The 14,040-nt window shown below is 69.3% G+C and carries 15 protein-coding genes; 2 read left to right on the top strand and 13 right to left on the bottom strand.

Features of this window, described 5'->3' with window-relative positions; genetic code table 11:
- Window positions 1-3: 3 nt before the first annotated feature.
- The 6 genes from shc to hpnA are packed head-to-tail and all read right to left on the bottom strand — an operon-like array spanning window position 4 to window position 7,159.
- Window positions 4-1,986 (bottom strand): squalene--hopene cyclase, encoded by a 1,983-nt coding sequence (gene shc, locus ACQY4K_RS07200; protein ID WP_428396011.1) that lies wholly within the window; start codon window positions 1,984-1,986, stop codon window positions 4-6.
- The gene (gene hpnE, locus ACQY4K_RS07205) at window positions 1,986-3,305 is read right to left on the bottom strand and encodes a hydroxysqualene dehydroxylase HpnE (RefSeq protein WP_428394718.1); all 1,320 of its coding nucleotides are present in this window, start codon (window positions 3,303-3,305) and stop codon (window positions 1,986-1,988) included. The genes shc and hpnE overlap by 1 nt, the downstream gene beginning before the upstream one ends.
- Entirely contained in the window at window positions 3,302-4,168 is an 867-nt protein-coding gene (hpnD, locus tag ACQY4K_RS07210; protein WP_428394720.1) for a presqualene diphosphate synthase HpnD, read from the bottom strand. The genes hpnE and hpnD overlap by 4 nt, the downstream gene beginning before the upstream one ends.
- On the bottom strand, window positions 4,153-5,007 hold the full coding sequence (hpnC, locus tag ACQY4K_RS07215) for a squalene synthase HpnC (protein ID WP_428394722.1): 855 nt from the start codon (window positions 5,005-5,007) through the stop codon (window positions 4,153-4,155). Before hpnC ends, hpnD begins: the two co-directional genes overlap by 16 nt.
- Window positions 5,004-6,164 carry a glycosyltransferase gene (locus ACQY4K_RS07220; RefSeq protein ID WP_428396013.1) on the bottom strand — a complete coding sequence of 387 codons (1,161 nt, stop codon included), beginning with the start codon at window positions 6,162-6,164 and terminating at the stop codon, window positions 5,004-5,006. Before ACQY4K_RS07220 ends, hpnC begins: the two co-directional genes overlap by 4 nt.
- Window positions 6,161-7,159, bottom strand: a complete 999-nt coding sequence (gene hpnA, locus ACQY4K_RS07225; RefSeq protein ID WP_428394723.1) for a hopanoid-associated sugar epimerase — start codon at window positions 7,157-7,159, stop codon at window positions 6,161-6,163. The genes ACQY4K_RS07220 and hpnA overlap by 4 nt, the downstream gene beginning before the upstream one ends.
- A 102-nt stretch (window positions 7,160-7,261) precedes the next feature.
- Between hpnA and ACQY4K_RS07230 the strand changes: the two genes are divergently transcribed.
- Window positions 7,262-8,137, top strand: a complete 876-nt coding sequence (locus ACQY4K_RS07230; protein ID WP_428394725.1) for a prephenate/arogenate dehydrogenase family protein — start codon at window positions 7,262-7,264, stop codon at window positions 8,135-8,137.
- A gap of 2 nt (window positions 8,138-8,139) precedes the next feature.
- On the opposite strand, the gene ACQY4K_RS07235 is transcribed toward ACQY4K_RS07230, so the two are convergent.
- On the bottom strand, window positions 8,140-8,310 hold the full coding sequence (locus ACQY4K_RS07235) for a hypothetical protein (RefSeq protein ID WP_428394727.1): 171 nt from the start codon (window positions 8,308-8,310) through the stop codon (window positions 8,140-8,142).
- Between the two features lie 25 nt (window positions 8,311-8,335).
- Complete coding sequence (locus tag ACQY4K_RS07240; RefSeq protein WP_428394729.1) at window positions 8,336-9,379, bottom strand: aldo/keto reductase; 1,044 nt, start codon at window positions 9,377-9,379, stop codon at window positions 8,336-8,338.
- A 207-nt stretch (window positions 9,380-9,586) separates the two neighbouring features.
- On the opposite strand from ACQY4K_RS07240, the gene ACQY4K_RS07245 reads away from it, so the two are divergent.
- Window positions 9,587-10,192, top strand: a complete 606-nt coding sequence (locus ACQY4K_RS07245) for a TetR/AcrR family transcriptional regulator (RefSeq protein ID WP_428394731.1) — start codon at window positions 9,587-9,589, stop codon at window positions 10,190-10,192.
- Here the strand turns inward: ACQY4K_RS07245 and ACQY4K_RS07250 are convergent.
- Genes ACQY4K_RS07250 through ACQY4K_RS07270 form a run of 5 tightly spaced genes read right to left on the bottom strand, consistent with a single transcriptional unit; the run spans window position 10,180 to window position 14,038 of the window.
- Window positions 10,180-10,572 (bottom strand): hypothetical protein, encoded by a 393-nt coding sequence (locus tag ACQY4K_RS07250; protein ID WP_428394733.1) that lies wholly within the window; start codon window positions 10,570-10,572, stop codon window positions 10,180-10,182. The two genes, ACQY4K_RS07245 and ACQY4K_RS07250, sit on opposite strands and share 13 nt — an antisense overlap.
- The gene (gene pyk / locus ACQY4K_RS07255) at window positions 10,569-12,029 is read right to left on the bottom strand and encodes a pyruvate kinase (RefSeq protein ID WP_428394735.1); all 1,461 of its coding nucleotides are present in this window, start codon (window positions 12,027-12,029) and stop codon (window positions 10,569-10,571) included. The genes ACQY4K_RS07250 and pyk overlap by 4 nt, the downstream gene beginning before the upstream one ends.
- Window positions 12,030-12,062: 33 nt before the next feature.
- Window positions 12,063-12,815 carry an SH3 domain-containing protein gene (locus ACQY4K_RS07260; protein ID WP_428394737.1) on the bottom strand — a complete coding sequence of 251 codons (753 nt, stop codon included), beginning with the start codon at window positions 12,813-12,815 and terminating at the stop codon, window positions 12,063-12,065.
- Window positions 12,816-12,855: 40 nt separating this feature from the next.
- On the bottom strand, window positions 12,856-13,239 hold the full coding sequence (locus tag ACQY4K_RS07265) for a DsrE family protein (protein WP_428394739.1): 384 nt from the start codon (window positions 13,237-13,239) through the stop codon (window positions 12,856-12,858).
- A complete protein-coding gene (locus ACQY4K_RS07270) occupies window positions 13,229-14,038 on the bottom strand; it encodes a HesA/MoeB/ThiF family protein (protein ID WP_428394741.1) in 810 nt (269 codons plus the stop codon). The genes ACQY4K_RS07265 and ACQY4K_RS07270 overlap by 11 nt, the downstream gene beginning before the upstream one ends.
- Window positions 14,039-14,040 lie beyond the last annotated feature (2 nt).

A 14,040-nucleotide genomic window follows, 5' to 3' on the forward strand; every position in this document is an offset into this window, starting at 1 on the left:
CGGTCAGAAGCCGTATGCGACGCGCCTGCTGTTAGCCTGACCGAGGTTGCGGAAACGCGCCAGGGCGAGGAGCGGGAAGAACATCCGGTAGCCGTGATAGCGAAGGTAGAACACTTTAGGAAAGCCGACGGCGTTGTAGGGCAGCTCCTGCCATTCGCCGGCCGCATCCTGGGTGCGGATCAAGTAGTCGATGCCGCGCACCGTGGCCGGGTGATCCCGTTCGCCCGCGGCCATCAGGCCGAGCAGCGCCCAGGCGGTCTGCGACGGCAGGCTTTGCGTGTAGCGTCCAGGGGTGGCGCCCTCAAAGCTTGCGCAGTCCTCGCCCCAGCCGCCATCAGCGCGTTGCACGGAGAGCAGCCAGGCCACCGCCCGGCGCACCGTGGCATCGTCGGCGCCAAGGCCGGCGACGTTGAGCGCGCACAGCACCGACCAGGTGCCATAGATGTAGTTGGTGCCCCAGCGGCCGAACCAGCTTCCGTCGGCTTCCTGTTCGCGCCTGAGATAGGCGATGCCGCGCGCGATCGCCGGCCGGTCGGCGGGATTGCCGAGCTGTGCCAGGAACGAGATGCAGCGCGCCGCCACATCCGCGGTCGGCGGGTCGAGCAGTGCCCCGTGATCGGCGAACGGGATGTGGTTCAGCACGTCGTGGTTGTTGTCGACGTCAAACGCGCCCCAGCCGCCATTGCCGCTCTGCATGCCGAGCACCCAGATCCGGGCGCGCTCCACCGCCTCGTCGTTGGCGGGATCGGCGAGCCGGTGCAGCAGCATCGCCACCACCGCGGTGTCGTCGACATCCGGGTAGTGGTCGTTGCGATACTGGAAGGCCCAGCCGCCGGGGGCAAGGTCGGGACGCTGCACCGCCCAGTCGCCCTTGACGTCGAGCACCTGGCGGTCGCGCAGCCAGGCCGAGGCGGCACTCAGGCCCGGCGCCGTCGGACCAGAGTCCGCCTCGGAGATCGCTGCCTCGATCATCGCGTGGCCGGCCAGCCCGGTATCCCAGATCGGCGACATGCAGGGCTGGCAGTAGCTCTCCTCGCCATGATGGACGAGCAGCTTGCGCACCGAGCGCCAAGCCAGATCCGGACCTGGCTCGCTCGCAGCAATACCGAGCACGTCATACATCATCACGCTGTTGGCCATTGCCGGGTAGATCGCGCCGAGACCGTCCTCGCCGTTCAGCCGCTCCTCGACGAAACGCCGCGCGCGCCGGATCGCCAGACGCCGCAGCAGGCGGGGACTCAACGGGTCGGTGACACGAAGCACGGCGTCCACGAGCTTGAACACCCGACCCCAGACCGAGCGATACGGCCCACGGGTCCAGTCGCGCACCGTCTCGGGATCGCGCACGAACAGTTCACGCACCGCAACGCCGTGCGGATTGCGCGCCTGCGGCCGGTGTGCCGCCAGCACCAGCAACGGGGCCACAACAACCCGCGACCAGTACGACATGTTCCAGATGTTAAAAAAGAACCAGCGCGGCATCAGCATCAGCTCGACCGGCATCACCGGCGTGCCGCGCCACGGGATCTGCCCGAACAAGGCAAGCTGGAAGCGGGTGAAGACGTTGGCGCGCTCGGCCCCACCCATCGCCAGGATTGCCGCCCGGGCGCGGCGCATATGCGCGGCCTCGGGATCGTCACCCACTGCCTTGAGGGCGAAATACGCCTTGACGCTGGCTGAGAGGTCCATCCTGCCGCCGTGATAGAGCGGCCAGCCGCCGTGCACGCCCTGGATGCGTCGCAGATAGCGGCCAAGGCGCTGCTGCAGCGGCGCGTCGATGCGGTCCAGAAAGTGCTCGAGCAGGATATACTCGGCCGGGATCGTGGCATCGGCTTCGAGCTCGAACACCCAGTGGCCGTCGTCGGCCTGACGCTCCGCGAGTGCTGCCTTGGCACTCGCCACGGCCCGGTCCAGATCCGGCTCGGCGACCCAATCCGGTGCGACCAGGGGATCGGCCGGCGTCAGTGTCGGTTCCACGCAATCCATCATGCCCCCGCGGAGCGCTCGCTGAGGGCGCGGGAGGCCGTCGCCCCGGATCTGATTGCACCTTCGATCGTCGCGGGCAACCCTGTGGCCGTCCAGTCACCGGCCAGGACAAAATTTGCGAGGCCAGTGCGGCATTCAGGCCGCAGCCGATCCTGCCGTGCGGTGGCGGCAAAGGTCGCGCGCCGTTCACGCACCACGCGCGACGGCGGTGCTGCCTCCGGCAACACCGCCCCCGGCCGCAGCCAGGGTGCCAGCGTAGCGCGCAGCGACGTCCACACCTGGGCCGCCAGCGACTCGCTGTCCTGTCCGCCGAGATGGTTGGCAGCACTGATGGTCACCGAGATCACCTCCGTCTTGAGGAACGCCCATTCCGCAAGGCCGCCGACGATGCCGACAAACCGCGCCTGCGCCAGATCTCCTTGCAGACGGTCCGCCAACGCGATGCGGTAATGCAGGTTTACGATGCTCTCGAACTGATCCGGCACGGCCACGGAGCCCAACACGCCGCTGGCGAGGTCGGCGGAAACCGGCGGCGGCGTCGCCAGCACCATCTGGTCGCCCGGGCCAAGCAAGGTCTCGCCCTCCGGCAGGGTCAGCGCCCGCAACAGGCCGCCGCGCGCGCGCAGGCCGGACACGCGACAGCCGGTGCGGATCACAGCACCCAGCCCGCGCAACCGCGCCACCGCCGGGTCGATCAGCGATTCCGACAGGCCCACCGACGGGAACCAGGGCACGCAGGCGGCGCCGCCGCGGGCCAGCGATTCGCGCATCATCGCCGCCATCAGCCTTGCACTGCCGTCCGCGGGCTGGGTGTTGAGCACGGCGACCGACAGCGGCACCAGCAGCCGGTCAGCCAGCGCGCCGGGGGCCAGGCAGTCCGCCACACTCGCCTCCGGCCCGGCACGCAGCAGCCGCGCCAGCGAGATCAGCTCGCGCAGCCGCATGCCCGGCACCCGGCGATCACGGTCGAACACCCACCAGGGCAGCCGGCCGGATGACAGACGCAGCGTCCAGTGCAGCCCCGCTTGCAGATCGACGAATGGAAAGACCGGCGCACCCGGGCCGGTGAGCGTGTCGCGCGCGCCGATGCGGTCGAGGAAGCCGAACGTCGCTTGGTTCGCCGAGAGCAGCAGATGATTGCCGTTGTCGATCCGGCAGTCGAGCTGGCGATCATGGTAGGAGCGCGCCCGGCCGCCGCAGGCGGGGCCCGCCTCGTAGAGGCATACGCGCCGGCCGGCCTCGGCCGCGTCGAGTGCTGCCGACAGCCCGGCCAGCCCGCCGCCCACCACATGCACGGTCGGCGCGCTATGGACCGTCATGGCAGCACGGCCTGCAAGGCCACCAGCGCCTTGCGCCAGGCTGGCACGCTCAGACGACGACGCGGCTCTTGCCAGCCCGACCGTTCCAGCGTCGAGAGCACGGCGTCGTAGCTCGCCGCCATCAGCCTTGCCGGACGCATCGCCCGGCGGTCGCAGCGCGCCATCGCCGCCCGCGCCGCCTGGAAATGCGTTCGTGCCAGCACCGCCATCGCCAGGCACGCCGCACGCAGCCGAGGCGAGGCCAGTGCCGCACCTGGTTCCATCGGCACGCCGGCCTGCAACAGCCGCTCGCGCGGCAGATACAGCCGGCCGCGCTCGGCGTCCTCGCCGAGATCGCGCAGGATGTTGGTGATCTGCAACGCCCGGCCGAGATGATGCGCCACCTGATCCGCGTCCGGCGAGGCATCGCCGAAGGCGCGCACCGACAGCCGGCCGACGGCGCTCGCCACCCGATCGATATATAGATCGAGTTCCTGCTCTGGCGGTGCCACGATGACCTGCTCGGCATCCATCTGCATGCCGTCGATGACCGCGTCGAAATCCTCGTGGCGCAATCCGAAGCGGACGATGGCGGCGCGCAGCACCCGGTCGAGCGGGTCCCCTGCCCGGCCGGCATATACGGCCGAAATCCGTATCCGCCAGGCCTGCAGCCGGGGCAGCTTGTCGGCAAACGGGCCATCCTCGTCGGCGATGTCGTCGACCAGCCGGCAGAACGCGTAGATGGCATACATCGCATAGCGCCGGTCCGGCGGCAGCACCCGCATGCCGCGCGCGAACGAGGTGCCGGCGCCGGCGACGATCGCCTCGACCGCGGCGAGGTCGGCGGGATCGCAGCCGAGCACGCTGGTCATGCGCGGCGCCATGTGGGCACCGCCCCGAGCAGGCACAGCACCAGATCGGGCTTGCGAAGGCGCACCCGCGCCGCGAGCGGGTCCTTGCGCGCGAGCCGGGCCGCCAGCCGGTGCGAGACGCCGACGATCACCGCCGCCTCCAGCCGCATACGCCGGTCGGCGATCCGTGCCGGCAGCGACGCCGCCGCGCGGTTGAGTGTCGCGACCTCGCCGAGCAGCCGGTCGAACACACGGCGCAGACCGGCCGGCGCGCGCGGCCCACGGAGCGCGTCCACCCCCAACCCCTCGGCCGCGAGCCAGGGCTCGGGGATGTAGCAGCGGTCAAGGGCCGCGAGGTCGTCCGCGCAATCCTGTAGATGGTTAAGCACCTGCAACGCACTGCATAGCGCGTCGGAGGAGGCGCGCGTCGCCTCGCCAGGCTCGCCGTGCAGCGCCAGCAAATAGCGGCCGACCGGGCAGGCCGAGTAGCGGCAATAGTCCGCCAGCTCCTGCCAGCTCTGGTAGCGCGGCTTCACGGCGTCCTGGCGGAAGGCCACGATCAGGTCGGTGGCGGTTCGCGGGTCTACCCCGGTCGCGGCAAGGCTCGCGCGCAGCCGGAGCGCGTGCTCCTGTTCGGAGGGAGCCAGCCCCGCGTGCGCGGCGCCGCCCGTGAGCAGCACGCTCTCCATCGCATCCAGCCGCGCGATCTTGGCCGCGGGCGTCAGCACAATGTTGTCGGCGATGTCGTCAATGGCGCGGGCGAAGCCGTAATAGGCATGCACGTGCGGGCGCTGCCGTGGGGCGATCAGCCACGAGCCGACGGGGAAGTTCTCGTCGGCGCGGCCCTTGCCGGAGGCGACCTCGATGCTCACCGTGCCGGACGTCCCGCGCGATAAGCGCGCTGCTTCCAGACCACGCCGCGGCCGCGATGATGATCCAGCGCCGAGCCGAGCGTCGCCGCCACATAGAACAGTGCCACCCCCGGCAGCGCCAGCGCCCATAGCGGCGACAGGCTGAAGCGTCGCAGGGTCGGCAGGAACGAGGCGGTGGCGATCAGCCATGCCAGCAGGCCGAACAGTTCCGCCGCCCCGCCGGCGAACAGCATTGCCGCCAGCGGCACCACCCAGACCAGCAGCATCGCGAGCACCGTACCGAGCAGCAGCAACGGCGAGGTGCGCAACTGCACATAGGCGGTGCGCGCCACCATCCGCCAGACATCGCGCGGATGCGGATAGGGCCGCACCGAGCGCGCCAGCATGCTGTGCCCGAGCCAGATCGCACCACCACTCCGCTTGACCCGCGTCGCCAGCGTCACATCGTCGATCAGCGCCGAGCGCAGGCTCTCTATGCCGCCGATCCGGTCCAGCGCCGCCGCCCTGATCAGGATGGTGCCGCCGGCGGCCGCGGCGGTGCGATGGCCCGGCCGGTTCACCTGGGCAAACGGATAGAGCAGCTGGAAGAAATAGACGAAGGCCGGCACCAGCGCCCGCTCCGCGGCACTCTTCGTGCTCAACGCCACCATTTCGGAGACCATGTCGAGACGGTTGCGCAGCGCCTTGGCGACCAGGGTCGAGGCATGGCGCGAATCATGGATGATGTCGGCGTCGGCGAGCAGAATCAGGCCATCCCCTTCAGCCAGGAGCCGGCCCGCTACCTGGACCCCCTGGGCGAGCGCCCATAGCTTGCCGCTCCAACCGTGCGGGGTATCGGTGCCGTCGATCACCTGCAGATGCGGCGAGGCCATCGCCCGCGCCAGCGCGCCGGTGTTGTCGCTGCTGCGGTCGTTGACCAGCACCACGCCGTACGGTCCGGCATAATCCTGGTCCAGCAGCGAGCGCAGGCTCTCCTCGATGGAGCCGGCCTCGTCGCGAGCCGGCACCACCACGCAAAGCGGCGGCCAGGTCGCGGCGTCGGGACGCAATTCGGTGCGCAGCGGCGGCAGCACCGGACCGGCCGACCAGAACCGGCCATGCAGCAGCACCAGATAGAGCCAGACCAGCAGCGAGAGACCAGAGAGCAGCAGCATCAGGTGCGATGTCCGGTTGAGCGGAAGGCGGCGACGGCGTCGGCGATCGCCTCGCGCGCCGGCCGTGGCGCGTAGCCGAGGGCCGCGCGCGCCTTGTCCGACGAGAAGAACATCTTCTTGCGCGACATCGCCAGGGTCTCCCGCGTCACCCGTGGGGCAATGCCGAAGCCTCTTGCTGCCAGCTCCGAGGCGACCGCGACCGGCCAGAGCACGCCCTGTGGCAGGCGCACGCGCGGCGGCCGCACCCCCGCCGCCTCGCAGACCATCCGGAACAGGTCGCCCAGCAGCATGTCCTCGCCGCCCAGGATGTAGCGCTCGCCGATCACCCCGCGCTCATAGGCCAAGGCGTGACCCTCGGCCACGTCATCGACATGGACGATGTTCAGCCCGGTCTCGACATAGGCCGGCATCCGGCCGGCGGCCGCGTCGGCGATCATCTGGCCGGTCGGCGTCGGCTTGAGGTCGCGGGGTCCGACGGGCGTCGACGGATTGACGATCACCGCGGGCAGCGCGCGCTCGTGCACCTGGCGCAGCACCTCCTGCTCGGCGCGGTATTTCGAGCGCTTATAGACTCCGATCAGCGATTCCTTATGCACCGGCGTGGTCTCGTCGGCGGTGCCGCCGCCGGGTGCCAGTCCCAGGGCCGCGACCGACGAGCAATAGACGATCCGCGTAACGCCGGCCTGTTGCGCGGCCAGCATCAGCCGGCGCGTGCCCTCGACGTTGGCGCGCAGCATGACCGCGGGATCGGGCACCCAGAGCCGGTAGTCCGCCGCCACGTGGAACAGCGCCCGGCAGCCGCGCAGGGCGGCGGCGAAGCCATCGGGCTGGCTCAGGTCGCCTTCGACGAGCTCCGCGTCGAGTCCGGCGATATTGCGCCGGTCGCAGCCAGGGCGGACCAGCAGGCGCAGCCGGTGCCCGCGCGCCGCGAGCGTGCGCGCGACCGCGGAGCCGACGAAACCGGTGGCGCCGGTGAGCAGGGTCGGGGCATCGGTCATACGTGGCCTGGTCCGGTTGCGAACGAGCGGGTGTATAGCCGCGCGATCGCCGGTGGTGTAGAGGCCCCCACCCGTACGGGTCGGCAAAGGAGAGCGGCGCTCATGTTCAGGCGGCTGACCCTGATCGGACTGGGACTGATCGGCAGCTCGGTCGCGCGCCGCGCCATGCAGCATGGCGGCATCGCGCACGAGATCGTCGCCTGTGATGCGTCCGAGTCCGTCTGCGCGCGCCTCGGCACCTTGGGCATAGCGCACCGGGTCGAGCCGGACCCGACCCTGGCGGTGCGGGACGCCGATTGCGTGTTGCTGTGCGTGCCGGTGGGCGCCCTCGGCGCGGTGGCTGCCGCGATCATGCCGCATCTCGCGGCCGGTGCCATTCTGAGTGATGTCGGCTCGACCAAGCAGTCAGTGCTCGGCGAAATCCTGCCGATCCTGCGGCCGGACATCGCCTTCGTGCCTGGGCATCCGCTGGCGGGGACGGAATATTCCGGCCCAGACTCCGGTTTTGCCACCTTGTTCGAAGGCCGCTGGTGCCTGCTTACGCCGCCGGCCGGCACCGACGCCAACGCCATCGCGGCGATCGAGCAGCTCTGGCAGCGTTGCGGCGCGCGCACGCGGATCATGGACGCGGCCCATCACGACCGGGTGCTCGCCATCGTCAGCCATCTGCCGCATCTGCTAGCCTTTACCATCTGCGGCACCGCCGACGATCTGGCCGGCGAGACGCGCGAGGAGGTGCTGGAGTTCGCCGCCTCCGGCTTTCGCGACTTCACCCGGATCGCGGCGTCCGACCCGGTGATGTGGCGCGACATCTTCCTGGCCAACCGCGAGGCGCTGCTGGAGATGCTGGCCCGTTTTACCGAGGACGCGCAGGCGATGGCTCGCGCCATACGCTGGGGCGACGATGACTTCATTGTCGACAAGATCAACCGCGGCCGGGCGATCCGTCGTGGCCTGATCGAGATCAGGCAGGCCTGAGACTATTTGCCTCGCACATATTGGACGATATCGATCAGGCCGGCGGCCGAGACCGGCATGACGAGCATGGTGATGGCAACGACCAGGAACAGGATGCGGAAGACCTTTTCTCCCGCTGCTTCCCGTTCCGGCTTCTTGCGATCTCTCTCGAAATCAACGCCGTCGAAAGGCACGTCCGACCCCCCTGGTTCCGAGCGTTCAGCCCTCGGATTGCGTCAACTGATCGCGCCGGACGGCACCCTGCCGTTCGAACATCCAGCCGGGATATTCTGGCGGCAAGCGGCTCGCCGTGTCCAGGCTCTCGATCTGTGATGCCGTGAGCTTGAGATCGGCCGCCGCAAGATTGTCGGCGAGCTGCTCCGGCCGCTTGGCGCCGATGATGACGCTGGTGACCACCTTACGCTGCAGCAGCCAGGCAAGGGCCACCCGGGCGACTGACACGCCGCGCGACTCGGCGATCGGCTGCATCGCCTCGATGACGCTGTAGCCGCGCTCCTTGTCTACCGGGGGGAAGTCGAAATCGACGCGGCGGCTGCCCTCCTCGCCGCTTTTGTCACGCCCGTACTTGCCGGACAGCAGGCCGCCGGCGAGCGGGCTCCAGACCATCAGCCCGACCTGCTCGCTGAGAAGCATCGGCGCGATGTCGCGCTCCAGGTCACGCCCGGCCAGCGTATAATAGGCCTGCAGGCTCTCAAAACGTGCGAGACCACGCCGCTCGGCGATGCCCTGGGCCTTCATGATCTGCCAGGCCGCCCAGTTGGAGACGCCGATATGGCGCACATGTCCGTGCCGGACGAGCAGGTCCAGCGCCTCCATGGTCTCCTCGATCGGGGTGGCGGGATCGAAGCCGTGCACCTGGTAGAGGTCGACATGGTCGAGCTGCAGACGCCTGAGGCTGGCCTTGACCCCGTCGATGATGTGCGAGCGGGTATTGCCGCCGGCGTTCGGGCCGCGTCCGGTCTGACCGAACACCTTGGTCGCGACGACGATATCCTCGCGTGCCAGCTTGAGGTTGCGCAGCGCCTGGCCGGTGATCTCCTCCGAACGCCCCTCTGCATAGACATCGGCGGTGTCGATGAAGTTCACCCCGCCATCCACGGCGGCGCCGATCAGCCGCTCCGCGTCATCCTGCTGAAGGGCGCCGATCTTTCGCCACATGCCGTCGCCGCCGCCGAAGGTCATCGTGCCGAGGCAGATTTCAGAGACGAACAGGCCGGTGCGGCCGAGCAGCTTATAGCGCATGGTCTTGGCTCCTGAACTTGTTGCCAGCAGCACGTAACGCCGACATCGCACGGGTGTTGCATTGACTTACGCGGATCGCGCGGCGCCGCGTTCTCCGCACACGACAGGTTTCACAGAACCGTGCGGCCCGGCAGACGAGAGGTCATTGACCTTGGCGCAAACTGCCTTAAAATTGAGCAAACAAGAAGAATATTTTTGGGAAACGTCATGAATATTCAGACGCGGTCGCACCGCTATCTCAGTTCGCGTGGCACCATCCTGTCCACGTCGCGTGATGTCTTCCTGCGCCACGGCTTCACCGACACCAGCATGGATACCATCGCCCAGCGCTCGGGCGTGTCGAAGACGACGCTCTACGCGCATTTCGAGAGCAAGGAGGCCTTGTTCAACCAGGTGGTCGTCGATGCCGTGCTGGAGCATGGCGACGACGCGGCCTGCCTGTTCGACCTGCCCGCGCATCAGGAGCTTCGTGCACGGCTGGTGACGCTGGGCTGCCGGATCACCAGCATTCTGCTCAACCCGGAAGCCGTGGCGCTGATCCGTCTGTGCGTCGTCGAAGGCACCCGGATGCCACGCTTGAGCTGCGAGGCGCTGGCCACCGCGCGATCGAACCTGCTGGAGGCGACGTGCGGCTTCTTTGCCGAACAGGGGATCGCGCCGGCGCGCGAGGCGGCGGAGCTGTTCATCGTGCTGACGATGCGCAACCTGCAACTTGAAGCCATGCTGCCCTGGTCCGATGCGACCACAGCGGACGGCTGCCGCCAGGACGCAGAACGGGTCGCCGACCTGATGCTGCGGCTCTACGGCAAGTAGCGTCCGACGGGTCCGCTGGCATGCGACCAGCCTCCGGAGACGGAGATCGTGGTGCCGTCGGCGAAACTCTTCTGCAGCCCGAGCGTGCCGTCCTGCTCGGTGATCCTGGCTTTCGGCGTCCCAACCTGCGCAGGCAACCCCTCGCCGCTTGCCGTGCTGAGGCCGACAAAGCCGTGCACCCCGGTATCGCCGATCGGACCGCTGCGCATCGCCAGCGAGGCCGCGGAAAAGTTGCGCGATCCGTAGGTCAGGCTGGCTTCGCCGGAGGGTGCGAGGCTGTAGGTGCCGGGCGCGTTCAGCGCGGAGATCTGGGCCGCGGCCGGCAACGGGGCCAGCAGCGTGCCCACCAGCAGTGGCGCGAGCGTGGCACCCCGGATCATGTCACCCGCATGATCCGCAGGTTATTGGTGCTGCCGGCCTTGCCGAACGGCACCCCGGCGACGACAACCACCGCGTCGCCGGCAACCGCCAGCCCTTCGTCGCGGGCGGCGTTGGCGGCGGCCTTGACGATGTGCTCGAGCGTGACCTTCTCCGAGCCCTGATCGGCAACGCGGGAACGGACCCCCCAGACCAGCGACAGCCGACGCGCCGTCGGCATGGTGCCGGCGAGCCCGAGCACCGGACATTCCGGCCGCTCGCGGGCGATCCGCAGCGCGCTCGGGCCGGACAGCGTGTAGGCGACGATGGCCCGCGCATTGACGGTCTGCGCCACCTGCTGGGCGGCGGCGGCGATGGCGTCGGCGGCGTAATGCTCCGGCTCCGGGCGCGAGGCCTGCATCAGCGCCTGCCAGCCGGCATCGCGCTCCACCCGGCCGACGATCCGCGCCATGATCTCGACCGCTTCCTCTGGATATTGTCCGGCGGCGGTCTCCGCCGACAGCATCACCGCGTCGGCGCCGTCGAACACCGCGGTCGCGACATCGGACGCTTCGGCGCGGGTCGGCGCCGGTGCGGAAATCATGCTTTCCAGCATCTGTGTGGCCACCACCACAGGCTTGCCCAGCAGCCGCGCCTCGCGGACAATCCGCTTTTGCGCCAACGGCACCTCCTCGGGCGGCAACTCGACGCCGAGATCGCCGCGCGCGACCATCACGCAATCCGACAGCGCCAGGATTTCGGCCAAATTGTCGAGCGCCTGCGGCTTTTCGATCTTGGTCATGATCCAGGCGCGGTTGCCGACGATCTCGCGCGCCTCGCGCACGTCGGCGGCGCGCTGCACGAACGACAGCCCGACATAATCGACTCCGCGCGACAGCGCGAAATCGAGGTCGACGCGGTCCTTGTCAGTCAGTGCCGGGATCGGCAGCAACACGTCGGGCACGTTCACACCCTTGCGGTCGGACAGGATACCGCCGGCGATCACCTCGGTGCGCAGGTAGTCGGCCCCCTTCTCGATCACGCGCAGACGCAGCTTGCCGTCATCGAGCAGCAGGGTCGAGCCGACCGACGCGGCCTCGATGATCTCCGGATGCGGCAGCCGGACCCGCTCAGCGGTGCCGAGCGCCTCATCGAGATCAAGACGGAACGATGCACCGGGCGCGAGCGACGCACGGCCGGCCTCGAACGCACCGACCCGCAGCTTCGGACCCTGCACGTCGGCGAGGATCCCGATCGGACGGCCGGAACGGGTCTCCAGCTCGCGCAGGATGGCGATTCGGGCGTCGTGGTCGGCATGCGTGCCGTGCGAGAAGTTCAGACGGAAAACATCGACCCCGGCTTCGAACAGGCGGGTGATCATGGCCATTGACGAACTGGCCGGCCCCAGCGTGGAGACGATCTTGGTACGTCGGCCGGACGCCCCGCCGGGGCTGCGTTGTCCAAGGGTGGATGATGGCATAGGCGAGCCTCCCCGCGATGGTTTCAGTCAGCGTCACGGCGGCGCGATCGCTTCACCCGGCAGCAGACCAAAGATCGCCGAGCGTCGCAGCCAGCCGCTATAGGCATGGGTGACCACCCGACACCAGCCTGATCCGGACGGGCAATCGCGCAGCCTGCCGACGACGCCCGGACGCAGGATCGCCACGATTGCAGCACCCGCTTGCGGGTCGTCAAGCAGAAGCGTGCCGTTGCCGCTTGCGGCCAAGCCGGCCCGCGCCGGACCCGAGGCGGTGACCACGAAGGTCCGGGTGCCGACCAGGGTCGCCTGATGCACCCAGCCCTTGACTCCGTCGGCATCGACGACGAGGCGCCAGACGTCGAATTCGCGCAGGATTTCGACCGGCAGGCCGCGCCGGTGATACAGCCACAGGATCGGGTAGCGCTCACCTGGGCCGCTGCGCATGTTGACGTCGTCGGCGCGCAGCGAGGCAAAGCGTGGCAGCTTCAGCCCGGTGCTGGTGCCCTTGTCGGCCGGCGGCGGCGGCGTTGGCACCGGCAACGGCACTGGCACCGGCAATGGCTTTGGCGGAGGCGCTGGCTTCGGCGGGACCGGCCGCGCCCGGCCGTGCAGGTTGTGATGGTGGCGGACGATCCGATGCGTCGGACGCCGATGAGCCTGCGCGTGGTGCGCATGGTGTTGCGGATGCGGGGGTGTGCCTTGCGCCGCCGCGACTGTGCAGAACCCCAGCAAGGCAACGCCGGCGAATCCGGCTTTGAGCATATGGCGGCAGGCAGGCGATCGCATCGCGCTATCCCTGGCAAGCCGCGGCGGCGGTGGCAAGCATTCAGAAGCTGACGATCTGAGCACCCGCTAAGTCGGCGAGGAAGCGGGTAATGCCCGCTACCTCTACCGCCTCGAGCAGGCGCGAGGGCTCGACGGCCTCGCCTTTCAGGGCGGCCTCGCAGGCCAGCAGCCGCACCCCGAGGTCCACTGCCGCACTGCGCAGCGACTCGAACCCGGCGACGCCGCGTGCGCGCAGCACCGCGTCGTGATCGTCCCCGCTCAGACCGCGCCAGTCGCGGCACAGCGCGTGGATTCCCGCATTGGCCGCGAACAGGGTCACCGGCCGGTCCAGGGCCGCGGCGCTGGCGGCGAACGAGAAGGCGAAATGCGCGCGCGCATGGCCGCCATCCAGCAGGATGAGCCCGAGCGGTCCCTCAGAGGGCATGCGCCGAGAGATCGCGGATACGCGGGGCTGCCCCGCATAGGGCGCAGTCCGGATCGGCGGCCACGCGGATGGTGGTGAAGCGCATCGCCAGCGCATCCCACAGCAGCAGCCGGCCGGCGAGGCTGTCGCCGATGCCGGTGATCTCCTTGACCGCCTCGGTCGCCTGCAGGCTTCCCATCACGCCGGTGACGGTGCCCAGCACACCGGCCTCGGCGCAGTTCGGCACGCTCTCTGTCGCCGGCGGCTGCGGGAACAGACAGCGGTAGCAGGGACCGCCCAGATGTGGCCGGAAGGTTGCGAGTTGACCCTCGAAACGCAGCACCGAAGCCGAGATGAGCGTGCGACGCAGCAGCACGCAGGCGTCGGCGACCAAATAGCGGGTGGCGAAATTGTCGCTGCCGTCGCAGACCAGATCGTACTGCGCGAGCAGCGCCGGCGCGCGGGCGGCGTCGAGCCGGCAGGGATGCGTTCGCACCTGGATGTCGGGGTTGATCGCCAACATCGCCGAGCGTGCGGACGCAACCTTCGCCTGACCAAGGGTGGCGGTGGTGTGTGCGATCTGGCGTTGCAGGTTGGACAACTCCACGTCGTCGTCGTCGACCAGCCCGATGCAGCCGACGCCGGCCGCGGCCAGATAGAGTGCCACCGGCGAGCCGAGGCCGCCGGCGCCGATCACCAGCACCCGTGCTGTACGCAGCTTCGCCTGGCCGATGCCGCCCAGCTCGGCCAGCAGGATATGCCGTGAATAGCGCCGGATTTCGCTTTCGGAGAAATCAAGGTCCACGGGCTCAGGGTCCATGC

The organism is Lichenicoccus sp. (assembly GCF_965276875.1).
Taxonomy (GTDB): Bacteria; Pseudomonadota; Alphaproteobacteria; order Acetobacterales; family Acetobacteraceae; genus Lichenicoccus.

Bases quoted from the DNA above. Each gene is read 5' to 3' on its own strand.
- ACQY4K_RS07240 (WP_428394729.1), bottom strand. From the start codon at position 9,379: ATGCGCTATAAGCTGCTCGGCCGCACCGGCCTGTTCGTCTCTGAAATC.
- ACQY4K_RS07270 (WP_428394741.1), bottom strand. From the start codon at position 14,038: ATGGACCCTGAGCCCGTGGACCTTGATTTCTCCGAAAGCGAAATCCGG.
- hpnE (WP_428394718.1), bottom strand. From the start codon at position 3,305: ATGACGGTCCATAGCGCGCCGACCGTGCATGTGGTGGGCGGCGGGCTG.
- hpnD (WP_428394720.1), bottom strand. From the start codon at position 4,168: ATGGCGCCGCGCATGACCAGCGTGCTCGGCTGCGATCCCGCCGACCTC.
- ACQY4K_RS07245 (WP_428394731.1), top strand. From the start codon at position 9,587: ATGAATATTCAGACGCGGTCGCACCGCTATCTCAGTTCGCGTGGCACC.
- ACQY4K_RS07250 (WP_428394733.1), bottom strand. From the start codon at position 10,572: ATGATCCGGGGTGCCACGCTCGCGCCACTGCTGGTGGGCACGCTGCTG.
- pyk (WP_428394735.1), bottom strand. From the start codon at position 12,029: ATGCCATCATCCACCCTTGGACAACGCAGCCCCGGCGGGGCGTCCGGC.
- ACQY4K_RS07230 (WP_428394725.1), top strand. From the start codon at position 7,262: ATGTTCAGGCGGCTGACCCTGATCGGACTGGGACTGATCGGCAGCTCG.
- ACQY4K_RS07260 (WP_428394737.1), bottom strand. From the start codon at position 12,815: ATGCGATCGCCTGCCTGCCGCCATATGCTCAAAGCCGGATTCGCCGGC.
- ACQY4K_RS07265 (WP_428394739.1), bottom strand. From the start codon at position 13,239: ATGCCCTCTGAGGGACCGCTCGGGCTCATCCTGCTGGATGGCGGCCAT.
- shc (WP_428396011.1), bottom strand. From the start codon at position 1,986: ATGGATTGCGTGGAACCGACACTGACGCCGGCCGATCCCCTGGTCGCA.
- hpnA (WP_428394723.1), bottom strand. From the start codon at position 7,159: ATGACCGATGCCCCGACCCTGCTCACCGGCGCCACCGGTTTCGTCGGC.